The 12,933-nt window shown below is 62.4% G+C and carries 13 protein-coding genes; 8 read left to right on the forward strand and 5 right to left on the reverse strand.

The window, feature by feature from the left end:
* Positions 1-10 precede the first annotated feature (10 nt).
* From AC1DS5_RS06755 to AC1DS5_RS06775, 5 genes are all read right to left on the reverse strand, one after another.
* The gene (locus AC1DS5_RS06755; protein WP_477717475.1) at positions 11-1,300 is read right to left on the reverse strand and encodes a TRAP transporter large permease; all 1,290 of its coding nucleotides are present in this window, start codon (positions 1,298-1,300) and stop codon (positions 11-13) included.
* Positions 1,291-1,779, reverse strand: coding sequence for a TRAP transporter small permease (locus AC1DS5_RS06760; RefSeq protein WP_477717476.1), 489 nt, complete (start codon positions 1,777-1,779; stop codon positions 1,291-1,293). The genes AC1DS5_RS06755 and AC1DS5_RS06760 overlap by 10 nt, the downstream gene beginning before the upstream one ends.
* 101 nt (positions 1,780-1,880) lie before the next feature.
* Positions 1,881-2,873, reverse strand: a complete 993-nt coding sequence (locus AC1DS5_RS06765) for a TRAP transporter substrate-binding protein (protein ID WP_477717477.1) — start codon at positions 2,871-2,873, stop codon at positions 1,881-1,883.
* 45 nt (positions 2,874-2,918) lie between these two features.
* Positions 2,919-3,839, reverse strand: a complete 921-nt coding sequence (locus tag AC1DS5_RS06770; protein ID WP_477717478.1) for an SMP-30/gluconolactonase/LRE family protein — start codon at positions 3,837-3,839, stop codon at positions 2,919-2,921.
* Between the two features lie 4 nt (positions 3,840-3,843).
* Positions 3,844-4,653: an NAD-dependent epimerase/dehydratase family protein gene (locus tag AC1DS5_RS06775; protein ID WP_477717479.1), complete on the reverse strand. Its 810-nt coding sequence runs from the start codon at positions 4,651-4,653 to the stop codon at positions 3,844-3,846.
* A gap of 182 nt (positions 4,654-4,835) precedes the next feature.
* Here AC1DS5_RS06775 and AC1DS5_RS06780 point away from each other — a divergent pair, with 182 nt between their 5' ends.
* The 8 genes from AC1DS5_RS06780 (at position 4,836) to AC1DS5_RS06815 (ending at position 12,753) form a co-directional block, all read left to right on the forward strand.
* Positions 4,836-5,606: a FadR/GntR family transcriptional regulator gene (locus tag AC1DS5_RS06780; protein ID WP_477717480.1), complete on the forward strand. Its 771-nt coding sequence runs from the start codon at positions 4,836-4,838 to the stop codon at positions 5,604-5,606.
* 576 nt (positions 5,607-6,182) lie between these two features.
* Positions 6,183-6,977 (forward strand): crotonase/enoyl-CoA hydratase family protein, encoded by a 795-nt coding sequence (locus AC1DS5_RS06785; RefSeq protein ID WP_477717481.1) that lies wholly within the window; start codon positions 6,183-6,185, stop codon positions 6,975-6,977.
* An 84-nt stretch (positions 6,978-7,061) separates the two neighbouring features.
* Complete coding sequence (locus AC1DS5_RS06790; RefSeq protein WP_477717482.1) at positions 7,062-8,918, forward strand: feruloyl-CoA synthase; 1,857 nt, start codon at positions 7,062-7,064, stop codon at positions 8,916-8,918.
* A gap of 18 nt (positions 8,919-8,936) precedes the next feature.
* On the forward strand, positions 8,937-10,187 hold the full coding sequence (locus AC1DS5_RS06795; protein ID WP_477717483.1) for a thiolase family protein: 1,251 nt from the start codon (positions 8,937-8,939) through the stop codon (positions 10,185-10,187).
* Positions 10,188-10,281: 94 nt separating this feature from the next.
* Positions 10,282-11,067, forward strand: coding sequence for an SDR family NAD(P)-dependent oxidoreductase (locus AC1DS5_RS06800; RefSeq protein ID WP_477717484.1), 786 nt, complete (start codon positions 10,282-10,284; stop codon positions 11,065-11,067).
* 14 nt (positions 11,068-11,081) lie between these two features.
* Positions 11,082-11,504, forward strand: coding sequence for an acyl-CoA thioesterase (locus tag AC1DS5_RS06805; RefSeq protein ID WP_477717485.1), 423 nt, complete (start codon positions 11,082-11,084; stop codon positions 11,502-11,504).
* 53 nt (positions 11,505-11,557) lie between these two features.
* On the forward strand, positions 11,558-11,695 hold the full coding sequence (locus AC1DS5_RS06810; RefSeq protein ID WP_477717486.1) for a hypothetical protein: 138 nt from the start codon (positions 11,558-11,560) through the stop codon (positions 11,693-11,695).
* Between the two features lie 62 nt (positions 11,696-11,757).
* Positions 11,758-12,753 (forward strand): Bug family tripartite tricarboxylate transporter substrate binding protein, encoded by a 996-nt coding sequence (locus AC1DS5_RS06815; RefSeq protein ID WP_477717487.1) that lies wholly within the window; start codon positions 11,758-11,760, stop codon positions 12,751-12,753.
* Positions 12,754-12,933: the final 180 nt, after the last annotated feature.

A 12,933-nucleotide genomic window follows, 5' to 3' on the forward strand; every position in this document is an offset into this window, starting at 1 on the left:
ACGAAAACGCTTACTTGTACAGCGCCGGCAACCACAACGAGAAAGCCGGCACATAAGTCACGAGCAGCAGGCAGAGACCGAGCGCGCCGTAGAAGGGGGCGATCGAACGCATCACCTGGCCGACCGAGATGCCGCCGATGGCGCAGCCGACGAATTGCACCGTCCCGACCGGCGGCGTGTTCAGCCCGAGCGCGCAGTTGATCAGCATCACGATGCCGAACTGCACCGGGTCCATGCCGAACTGCATCGCAATCGGCATGAAGATCGGCGTGCAGATCAGGATGGTCGCCGCCATGTCGAGAAAGGTGCCGAGCACGAACAGCAGCACATTGATCATCAGGAAGATGACCCAGGGCTCGCTGCTCACCGACTTCATCAGCTCGCCGGTCAGCTGCGGCACCTCGTACAGCGCCATGAAGTAGCCAAAGGCGGCCGAGATGCCAATCAGCAGCAGGACCACACCGGTCGTCTTGCAAGCCTTGGTGCAGGCCTTGAGGAAGTTCTCCCACGTCAGCGTCTTGTAGACAAACACCGTGATCGCCAGCGCCCAGGCCACGGCGATCGATGCCGACTCGGTGGCCGTGAATGCGCCCGACAAAATACCGGCGAGGATGATCACCACCACCAGCAGGCCCGGCAGCGAAGCACCGAAGGCACGCAACACCTCACCCCAGCCGGGGAAAGCGCCGCGTGTGGGGTAGCCGCGCTTGACGGCCACGTAGTAAGCCGCGCCGAGGTTGCACAGGGTCAGGATCACCGCAGGAACCAGGCCCGCGAGGATCAGGCTCAGCACGCTGACCGAGGCGATCCCGGAGGTGGCCAGCGTGAAGATGATCATGTTGTGCGAGGTCGGCATGATGGCGCCGACCAGCGCGGCGTGCGTGGTGACGTTGACCGCATAGTCGGCGTCATAGCCTTCCTTCTTCATCAGCGGGATCATCACCGAGCCCATCGCCGACACGTCAGCCAGTGGCGAGCCAGCGACACCACCGAACAGCGTGCAACCGATCACGTTGCTCATGCCCAGGCCCCCGCGCACGTGGCCGACCAGGCTGTTGGCGAAGCGCACGATGCGCTCGGCAATGCCGCCGTAGAGCATCAGCTCGCCGGCGAAGACAAAAAACGGAATGGCCAGGAACGAGAACACCTGCATGCCGCCAACCATTTTCTGGAACACCACCGCAACCGGAAGACCCGCGGCAATGATGGTGGCCACGGATGACAGACCGATCGCAAACGCGACCGGCACACCAATCACGAGGAAGAGCGTGAAGCTCAGGGCGAGTACGGTCAGTTCCATGCGGGCTCCACTACTTGGCCGCGCAGCAGCGCGATCACATGTTCAATTGAAAACAGGACGATCAGCACGCCGGCAATCACCATCGGCAAATAGTCGATTCCGTCCGGGACGGGCAACATGGGTTTCTTTTCGTCCCATTTCGCGGCCATCCATAACCAGCCGCCGTAGACCATCAGCGCACCAAAGCTGCCAACAAGAAAATGAATCAGTATTTCGATGCGGTGCTGCCATTTCTCGGGCAGCAGCACGACGAGGGACTCCAGGCCAATGTGGCCGGCGTCGCGCACGCCGACCGCCAGGCCGAATGCGGTGACGAACAGCACCAGCAACAGGGCCAGTGCCTCGGCCCAGGTCGGCGTGTCATTGAGAATGTAGCGTCCGATCACCTGCCATTGGACGCACAGGACAACCGCGAGCAGTCCGATCACAGCCAGAGCCAGGCTGACTTTGGACAGCGTCGCGCAAAATTTTGTGTACATGGATTAATCTTTTTCTGACCTGACCGTCCCACCTCCCCGCAAAGGAAGGGAAGACAGGAGCCCCCCGCCTTGCGGCAGGAGGCGTGGCCTGCCCCGCAGGTTTACTTGGTGTCCTGAACCGCCTTGACGAGGCGCTTCATGTCTGGCGTGGTCATGAACTTGTCGTAGACCGGGCCCATCACGGCCTGGAACGACTTCTTGTCCACTTCCACGATCTCGGCGCCAGCAGCCTTGACATTGGCCAATGACTTCGCTTCCTGCTCATCCCACTTCTGGCGCTCAAATGCCACCGACTCCTTGGCCGCCGCGCGGATCATGTCCTGCTCGGCCTTGGGCAGCTTGTCATAGATCACCTTCGACATCACCAGGATCTCGGGCGCCATCGAATGCTCGGTCTTGGAATAGACCTTCACGGCTTCCACGTGCTTGGCCGTATCGAACGACGGAATGTTGTTCTCGGCGGCGTCAATCAGGCCGGTCTTCAGGCCGGTATAGACCTCGCCATAAGGCATGGGCGTGGCGTTGGCGCCCATCGCGCTGACCAGCGCGACCCACAGGTCCGACTGCTGGACGCGGATCTTCAGGCCCTTGGCATCAGCGACGGTCTTGATCGGCTTTTTGGCGTAGATCGAGCGCGCACCGCTGTCATAAAACGCCAGGCCGATGAAACCGGCGGACTCACAGCTCTTCAGGATCTCGTCACCGACCGGGCCGTCGAGCGACTTGCGCATGTGCGCAATGGAGCTGAACAAAAACGGCATCGTCGGCACCTGGGTCAACGGGCAGATGGCGTTCATCGGGCCGACATTGACGCGCGTGAAGTCGAGCGCGCCAATCTTGACCTGGTCGATGGTTTCCTTCTCGCTGCCGAGGGCCTGCTTGTTAAAGACCTTGATCTTGTGCTTGCCGCCGCTCTTTTTCTCGAGCAGTTCACCCATGTACTTGACAGCGGCCACGGTGGGGTAGTCATCGGCGTTGTGCGTATCGGCCGAGCGGAACTCGACGGCCTGGGCAGCACCCATGCCGAGGCCCGCCAGCAAAGCGGCAAGGGCGGCCGAGCGAATAGCCGAAATGCGGGGAGTTCTGTTTGTCATGATGCGATGTCTCCTGAGTTATGGTTGCGCGTTGAAATGGGAAAGCTACTGCGAAAACGGCGTTTCGGCAATGCCGCGAACGCCGGGATGAGCCACGAACACCGCGCCCGCCAGTGCCGGGTCATAGCCCGCCACGGGTTGCGCAGGGGTGATCGTGGTGATGAAAAGCTGGTCTATGCGAGGGCCGCCAAAGCAACACATCGCAGGCTTGGCGGCCGGAACTGCAATGGAGCGGTCCAGCTTGCCGGCGGGCGTGAAGCGGTGAACCAGACCGGCGTCATTGCCGCAAATCCAGTAACAGCCATCCTCGTCGACAGCGGCGCCGTCGGGCCGCCCCGGCAGCGGGTTCATGTCAACAAACACCCGCTGATTAGACGGTGTGCCGCTATCAGTGTCGTAATCAAATGCCCAGATGGTCTGCACTGATGGATGGGAATCCGACAGGTACATGGTGCGCCCGTCCGGGCTGAAAGCCAAGCCATTGGGCGTGATGAAGCCACCCAGGAGTTTTTTTGGTCCGCTGTTCTCGCTGTTCTTTTCGAGGCTGTAGAGGCACCCTGCCGCAGCCCCCAATGCCATGTCGAGCACCATGGTGCCAGCCAGAAAGCGCCCCTGGCGGTCGCAGCGGCCATCGTTGAAGCGCATGCCGGCCTGCGCATGCCGCACCCCGGCCAGCAGCCGGACATCCAGACGGCCGTCTTCATGCGGCTGCAGTTCAAACACACCGGTTTCCATGCCTGCCACCCAGCCGGCCTGCGGACCCCGCGAGGCGATGCAGGCCAGCATTTCGGGCGCCAGCCAGTGGCTGGTACGCCCTGTGTCGGCCTGCCAGCGGCACAGCGTGCGCGCAGGAATATCGACCCAATACAGCGCCTGCTCGTCGGCACGCCATACCGGGCTTTCGCCCGTGGCATTGCGCGCATCGAGCAGTAGCTCGGCCTGCGTCGCACTCGTGATGATGCTCATGCCTTCAATCGCCAAAAGGACCGGCCACGACAAAACCACCGCCCTGGTACTGGGCAACCGGATCGTTCAGATCCGGCTGGGGAGTGCGCGCGTAAACCGCATCGCGGAAAACATCCGAGCTGTCTTTCGGCACATAGCCGATATGGCGTGCGCGGCTGTTGTCCCACCAGGTGACCGCGTTATCCGACATGCCGAAGATGATGCTGTGGCCCAGCACCGGCGTTGTCAGGCAGGCCGTGATGAGGCGGTGCAGGTCGTCATAGCTCAGCCAGGTGGCCAGCATGCGGCGGTCCCTCGGCTCGGGAAATGAAGAGCCGATGCGCACGCAGGCGGTTTCAATGCCGTAGCGGTCAAAGTAGAGGCGTGCCAGGTCTTCCCCAAAAGCCTTGCTCAGCCCATAAAAGCCGTCGGGCCGCGGCGGATGATCCGCAGTGATCGTCTGGTCCTGGCGGTAAAAGCCGGTGACGTGGTTGGAGCTGGCAAACACCACGCGTTTGACGCCGTGTTTGCGCGCAGCCTCGTAGAGGTTGTAGGCGCCCAGGATATTGGCCTGCAGAATGGGCCCGAACGGCCCTTCGACGGACACGCCGCCCAGGTGAACGATGGCATCCACCCCCTTCACCATCTCATTGACGGCCGCCGCATCGGCCAGATCGGCCAGCACCACTTCTTCGCCCGCAGCGGCATCGCCGAAAGGCTGGACATCGGACAGCCGGAGCACCGAACAATTGGCCTTGAGACGCTCGCGCAGGGCTTTGCCCAAACCGCCCGCGGCGCCGGTCAACAGCAGTTTTTCATGAACTTTGATGGTCATTTTTGGCATTCCGGATCCAATTGCCAATTGCAACTGGACTTTTTTTTGAAGTTTGTTAAAGTCAACCCAACATCTCATCAGTCATAGGTTGTCTGACGACTGGAATTCTCCAATCCCTTCTTTAGCTTGTCAACGGTTTTTTAATGAATTCAAGGAAAACCCTTAGCCAACCCGAGCCCGATATGCCGCCCCCTCACGAGGCGCCGCTTCGCATGCGCCGCCCGCGCGGGCTGGTCGGCGAAATCGTTGAAAGCCTGGCCGCCAGCATCCGGGACGGGCAGTTGAAGCCCGGCGCCAAGCTCCCCACCGAGGCGGAAATCATGGCCCGGTTCGATGTCAGCCGCACCGTGGTTCGGGAGTCGCTGTCCAGGCTCCAGGCGTCTGGCCTGGTCGAAACCCGGCATGGCATAGGCACCTTTGTGCTACCGCCGCAAGAGACCGGCAACTTCAAGATCATGGCGGAAGACTTCGCCACGGTGGCCGATGTGATTTCGGTGCTGGAGTTGCGCATCAGCCTTGAAACCGAGGCTGCAGGCCTGGCTGCACAGAGGAGAACGCCTGAAAACCTGCTGGCCATGAAAAATGCACTGCGCGCCTTTCAGGACTCCATCAACGATGACTCCGACGCGGTGCCGCCCGACTTCCAGTTTCATATGGAAGTCGCCCGCTCCACAGGCAACCGGCACTTTGCCGATCTGATGACCTACCTGGGCACCATGATCATTCCGCGCACGCGCGTGAGCATCGTGCACCAGGCGCCAGAGGGCCGCCTGAATTACCTGGAGCGCGTCCATAGCGAGCATGAAAGCATTTACAGCGCGATCAGCAATCAGGATGCCGAGGCCGCACGCGCCGCCATGCGGACACACCTGTCCAACAGCCGCGAACGCCTGCGCCGAGGCAACAACGTGCTCGCGATGCAGACCCCGGAGGGGCGCACGACCCAGGGCTGACTCGTCGCGGCGGTACCGTCACGGCGGCACTTATGAGGGCATAACGGTTGGTGGGTGTGCGAAGTCTATACGTTGTACGACAACATACAACTAAGTGACTTCATCCGCCGACCACCATCGGCCCTGCCCCGCCTCCAAACACTGCCGCAGTTCCGCGGGCCCCAACGTCCCGATTTCATCAAATACGGCGAATCACCCGCTGGCCCCGCTGTGTCCGCGGCGTTTGATTTCAGGGCTGCTTCATCGGTCAGGTAGCGGCGCCAGCGAACAAGTGGCAGGCAAAAATCAACTGCCCCATTTCTGCATTTCCGTACCGGGGGTGTGATGGAGATGAACACCGGCGTTTCGCTCCCGTCTCCTGCGTAAGCACGCCCCCCCTCCCCCCGATTCATCCCAAGGGCATTTGCGCCCGGCTCATACGAGCCGCCCCGCCCCTGGTCGCCGCGCTTCCCTCCGATGACCGGGTCCGGATCTTTACTCGATCTGCGGGTAAACACCGAGAAAACAAGCAAGAAAGACAATTGAATTAGTTATGTTTTATAACCACAATTCATTCACTTCGAAAAAAATCTGACCATGACGTCCAACACCTCTTCCACCGACATCCAGCTTGACATTCGCGGCGACCACCAGGAGATCGCGGTGATCCGCCTGAGCCGCGCTGCCAAACGCAACGCCGTCAACGACAGCCTGATCCTGGCCTTGCGTGACATCTTCGAAAAACTGCCCACGACCATCCGTGCTGCCGTGATCCACGGCGAAGGCGCGCACTTCTGCGCCGGCCTGGACCTGGGCGAACTGCAGGAGCGCGACGCGGGCCAGGGCATGCACCATTCGCGCATGTGGCACGCCGCGCTCGAACGGGTGCAGTTCGGCCCGGTTCCGGTGATTGCCGCGCTGCAAGGCGCCGTGGTCGGCGGCGGGCTGGAGTTGGCCAGCGCCTGCCACATCCGCGTCGCCGACGAGTCCACCTTCTATGCGCTGCCGGAAGGTTCCCGTGGCATTTTTGTCGGCGGCGGCGGATCGGTCCGTATCCCCAAACTGATCGGCGTCGCACGCATGACCGACATGATGCTGACCGGCCGGGTCTACACCGCGCAAGACGGCGAACGCGCCGGCTTCGCGCAGTACCTGGTGCCCGAAGGCCAGGCCTTTGACAAGGCCATGGAACTGGCCGCGCGTGTGGCGCAAAACGCCCCTCTGACGAATTACGCACTGATGCATGCCCTGCCCCGGATTGCCGAGCAGCCGGCCGAGCAGGGCTACCTGACGGAAGCCTTGATGGCGGCGATTGCCCAAAGCGCGCCGGAGGCCAAGGACCGTGTTCGCGCCTTCCTCGAGGGCCGGGCCGACAAGGTGCAAAAAACCTGACACAGCGCGGCACAACGCGACCACACAACCCAACCCAACCCAACAGCAAAAAAATAAAACGCAACGCCCCCGGAAGAGACAAGCATGACGAGCCCGAAATTTCGCCCCCTGACTTTTGGCGTCACCCGCGTCAATCTGCGCGACGGTGCGCCTGGCGTGCACTACCTGCGCGCCGAGCAACCCCTGCTGGACTACCCCATCCGCATGACGGACCGCATGCAGTACTGGGCGCAGGTGGCGCCCGGCCGCATCTTCATGGCGCGTCGCGAAAAGCTTGCCGATGGCAGCACGGGTAACTGGCGGCATGTGAGCTACGCACAAGCCTGGGCCAGCGCACGCAGTATCGCCCAGGCGCTGGTCAACCGCGGCCTGAGCGCGGAACGCCCGGTGGTCATCCTGTCCGAGAACGACCTCGAACACGCGCTACTGGCGCTGGGCTGCATGGTGGCCGGCGTGCCTTTCGTGCCGACCTCGCCCCCCTACTCCCTCGTCAGCCAGGACTACGCCAAACTGCGCCATGTGCTGAAGACGGTCACGCCGGGACTGGTCTTTGCTGCGGATGCCTCACGCTATGGCAAGGCCATCACGGCCACAGTCGGCGCCGACGTGGAGGTCGTGCTGACGGCCGGCAAGGTCGCCGGGCGTGAGACAACGCCGTTTTCTGACCTGGTTGAAACAATGGCCACGCCGGCCGTGGATGAGGCCATGCAGGCTACCGGTCCGGACACGATTGTGAAGTTTCTCTTCACCAGCGGTTCGACCAAACTACCCAAGGCCGTGATCAACACGCAGCGTATGTGGTGCGCCAACCAGCAGCAGATGGCCCAGTCCATGCCGGTGCTGACCGAGGCGCCGCCCGTGCTGGTGGACTGGCTGCCCTGGAACCACACCTTTGGTGGCAACCACAATTTCGGCATGGTCGTGTTCCATGGCGGCACCCTGTACATCGACGACGGCAAGCCCACGCCAGCGCTGATGCATGAGACGCTGCGCAATCTGCGCGAAATTGCGCCCACGATCTATTTCAACGTGCCGACCGGCTTCGAGGCCATTGCCGACGCGATGAAGACGGACGACGCCTTGCGTGGCAAGCTGCTGTCGCGCGTCCGCATGTTCTTCTACGCAGGCGCCGCGCTGGCCCAGGCGGTGTGGGACAGCCTGTATGAATCCCAGGAAAAGGAAATCGGCGAGCGCATCGTGATGGCCACGGGCCTTGGCATGACCGAGTCCGGGCCGTTCGCGATCTTCGTGACCAACTCCAGCGTGAAAGCCGGCGACATCGGGGTGCCGGCACCCGGCATGGAACTCAAGCTGGTAGACGTGCAAGGCAAGATCGAGGTGCGCTACAAGGGCCCCAACATCACGCCGGGCTTCTGGCGCGACGCCACGGAGACCGCCAAGGCCTTTGATGAAGAAGGATTTCTCTGCACTGGCGACGCGGTCAAATGGATTGACGAGACCGACATCCACCTGGGCCTCAGGTTCGATGGCCGCATCGCCGAGGACTTCAAGCTCGCCACCGGCACCTTCGTCAGCGTGGGGCCGCTGCGCGGAAAAATCATTGCGGCCGGTGCGCCCTACATTCAGGACGCGGTACTGACTGGGCTCAATATGAAGGAGGTGGGCGCCATGGTGTTTCCTACCCAGGCCGTGAGGGCCTTGAGTGGCCTGGACGCCAACGCGCCCATGGCCGATGTACTGAACAGCCCCGGCGTGCTGGCGCAATTCCAGAAGGTGGTGGATGAGCTCGCACGATCGGCTACCGGTAGCGCCAACCGCATCGCACGCCTGTGTCTGCTGCCAGACCCTCCCACCATTGACCGCGGCGAGATCACCGACAAGGGTTCCATCAACCAGCGCGCCGTGCTGACGCATCGGGCCGAAACCGTGGTGGCCCTGCATGCCGATGAACTGCGCTACATCGTCAAGCCCTCCCTCTGAAAACATCGAAAGCCGCTCATGACCTCCAAAGGATTTTTCAACGCGTTCGACGATGTCTGGATGCTCGATGGCGTTCGCACCCCCCTGGTCGATTACTGCGGTGCCCTGGGCCACGTATCGCCGACCGATCTGGGTATCAAGGCAGCACGCGCCGTGCTGCACCGCGCGGGCGTCAGCGCTGAGCACATCGATTCGGTGATTGCCGGCAACATGGCACCCGGTGACTTTGACCAGTTTGTTCTCCCGCGTCACATCGGCCTGTATGCCGGCGTGCCCATGGAAGTGCCGGCCATCATGGTGCAGCGCATTTGCGGAACGGGTTTTGAGCTGTTTCGCCAGGCGGGGGAACAAATCCAGAGCGGCACTGCCGAGGCCGCGCTGCTGGTCGGCACCGAGAGCATGACACGCAACCCGATTGCAGCGTTTGACCACCGCAACGGCTTCAAGCTCGGCGCGCCAGTGGGCTTCAAGGACTTCATGTGGGAGGCGCTCAAAGACCCGGCGGCCGGCATCAACATGATCCAGACCGCCGAGAACCTGGCGAAGAAATACGGCATCACGCGCGAGCAGGTGGACGAATTCGCCTCGCAGTCATTTGCCAAGGCTGTCGCCGCGCAGCAGGCGGGCTTTCATGCCGGCGAAATTGCACCCGTGGTCACCGAAAAATTTGAACTCGAAGGCTACAAGCCGCGCGGCATCACGCTGCAGGGCAAGATCACCGAGGTGGCGCAGGACACCCACGCCCGCATCTCCCCGCCCGAAGTGCTGGCCAAACTCCGCCCCGTGTATGAAGGCGGCGTGCAGACCGGCGGCAACAGCGCGGCGCTGGTCGATGCCGCTGCCGCGGCCATCGTGGCGTCTGGCAACTATGCCAGGGCCCATGACAAAAAGCCACTCGCACGCGTGGTCGCCGCAGCCGCCGTGGGCGTGCCGCCCGAGATCATGGGCATAGGCCCGGCACCCGCGATCCGCCTGCTGCTGGCGCGCTGCGGACTCACATTGGACCAGATTGGCCGTTTCGAGATCAACGAAGCCCAGGGTGCGCAGACGCTGGCCGTGGGCCGCGAACTGGGGCTGGACATGACCAGGCTCAACGTCAACGGCGGCGCCATCGCACTGGGCCACCCGCTGGCCGCTACCGGTGTGCGCCTGACCATCACGCTGGCGCGCGAGATGCAGCGTGCCGGCGTGCGTTACGGCATCTCGTCGGCCTGCGTCGGTGGTGGACAAGGCATTGCGCTGCTTCTGGAAAACCCGGGCGCGGCCTGACGAGCATTGGACGCATTGGACATCTCCTCCTGTAAATGCCCTTGCGTCACTAAATAGCAAACCAGTAGCAAACCAGAATTTTTGAAAGCCTGACATGAATATTCAAGGACAAGCCGCCCTTGTCACGGGCGGCGGCTCCGGGCTCGGCGAAGCCACTGCGCGCGAACTCGCCGGCCTGGGCGCAAAAGTCGCAGTGCTTGACGTCAACCTCGCCAACGCCGACAAGGTGGCCGCCGGGATCAACGCGGCGCACGGGGATGGCAGCGCCGTCGCCTGCCAATGCGACATCACCGACACCGAAAGCCTGCAGGCAGCCATGGCCAAAGCCACTGCCGCGCATGGCCCGGCCCGCATCCTGATGAGCATTGCCGGTATTGGCACTGCCAGGCGCGTGGTCGGCCGCGACGGCTCACCCGCCCCGCTGGAGGACTTTGTGCGCGTGGTGAGCGTCAATCTGGTCGGCACCTACAACGCAGCCCGCCTGTTTGCGGCAGAGTGCGCCAAGCTGGCACCGCTGGAAGACGGCGAGCGCGGCGTGATGGTATTCACCGCCTCGGTGGCCGCCTTTGATGGCCAGGTCGGCCAGCAAGCCTACAGCGCATCCAAGAGCGGCGTTGTCGGCATGACCTTACCCATGGCCCGCGATCTGGCGCAGCACGGCATTCGGGTTTGCACCATCGCCCCCGGCCTGTTTGCGACACCGCTGATGCGAACCCTGCCCGAGCCGGTGCAGCAGTCGCTGGCCGAGAGCATCCCGTTTCCTCCACGCCTGGGCAAACCGGAAGAGTTCGCCCAACTGGCCAGCCACATCGTCACCAACATGCACCTGAACGGCGAAGTGATTCGTCTCGACGGCGCTCTGCGCATGGCGCCACGCTGACCCGGGAGCCCCTCATGAGCAAAACCACCGTCTACGACATCAAGGTGCAGTTCGGCGACTGCGACCCTGCCGGCATCGTGTTCTTCCCCAACTTTTCGAAGTGGATGGACGCCGCCTCGCTGCACTTTTTCATGGAATGCGGCGTGCCGCCCTGGCGTGAACTCGTCAAGACCACCGGCATCGTCGGCACGCCCCTGCTGGAGATCCACACCAAATTCATGCGCCCCGCCACCTACGGCCAGACGCTGCACATCCACACCAGCGTCGAGGAGTGGCGCGACAAGGTGTTCATCCAGAAACACATCGTCAAGCGCGGCGAAGAGGTGTTATGCGAAGGCCGCGAAACCCGCGCCTTCGTGGTACGCCCAGCGGGCGAACCCGACCGCATCAAGGCCATCCCGATTCCGGACGACATCAAGGCCAGGTGCGTTGAGTAGCTGAGCCCATTGATCTTCAAGAACCTGCATTTTTAAATCAACGAGACAAGCCCATGACGACACACCGCGCCGCCGCCTGCCCGCAACCAGACGTGGCGCGCAGCATGGCGCAATCGGCCGACCTGCTCGGGACGGACGCAGAGGAATGGCGCCGCCTGATCAAGACCCTCGGGCTCTTCGCCGAGTCTTGATGCGCTTGCCTTCCACTGATCCATTCGCTTCCCTCGCCTACCTAACTACAAGGAGACATTTCATGCAAACACGTCGCAATTTCATTCAGACCTCGGCGGCGCTCGCAGCAGCGACCGCCGGCCTCGCGCCTTTTTCCGCCTTCGCGCAGGCGCTGGAGCAGGTCAAGATTCTTTACGGCTTTCCGGCCGGCAGCTCAGGCGACATTTGCGCGCGCCGCGTAGGCGACAGGCTCGGCGGTACCGCTTACGCCAAAACCAACGCGATCGTGGACACCAAGGCCGGAGCCGGTGGCCGCATTGCGCTGGAAGGGCTCAAGATGGCCGCGGCGGACGGGTCTGTGCTGGCGATGACACCGTTCTCATGCATGTCGCTGTATCCGCACATCTACAAAAAACTGGCTTATGACCCGTTCAAGGACTTTGTACCCGTGGGGACCGCCTCCGTGATGCATCATGGCCTGGCCGTCGGGCCCCTTGTGCCTGCCTCGGTCAAGAACGTCCAGGACTTTCTCGCATGGGCCAGGGCCAACCCGAAAGACGCCAGCTATGGCTCACCCGCGGCCGGCTCAACCCCTCACTTCATTGGTGCCTTGCTGGGCATGAACAACAACGTTGAGCTCAAGCACGTGCCCTACCGTGGGTCAGTGCCTGGTGTGACCGATGTTGTTGGCGGACAGCTCGCCGCGATGGTCACACCGCACGGCGATTTCATTCCCAACCACAAGGCCGGCAAGCTGCGCCTCCTGGCAACATCCGGAAAACAGCGTTCGCCGTTCGTACCCGAAGTCGCGACCTTCGCCGAGCAGGGCTTTGCCGACCTGACAGTCGAAGAGTGGTTCGGTTTTTACGCGCCTGCGAAAACCCCTACGGCTGTTGTTGCCGCAGCCAATGCCGCGATCAACCTCGCGATCAAGGACAAATCCGTCATTGATTCGTTGACGGTGGTGGGATTGATCCCGTTTGGTGGCAGCCCTGAAGACATGGCGCGCAGCCAAAAAATTGAGTTTGACCGCTGGGGTCCGCTGATCAAGAAAATCGGCTTCACTGCCGAATCCTGATGCCTGACTGACGAGTCGCGACGGCGATCCATGCACTACCAGCCCACTGTTGCGATGCTGCAGGGGGTTCAAATTTCAGCTGTTAGAGGCCAATGACATTCCGGGAACTTGTGAATCCGCTGAAAGATTCAGTCGCCACTGAGCAACGACATTCCGGGAATGGCCTGGTCGAAAAATCAA

Source organism: Polaromonas sp. P4_H1 (assembly GCF_056400945.1).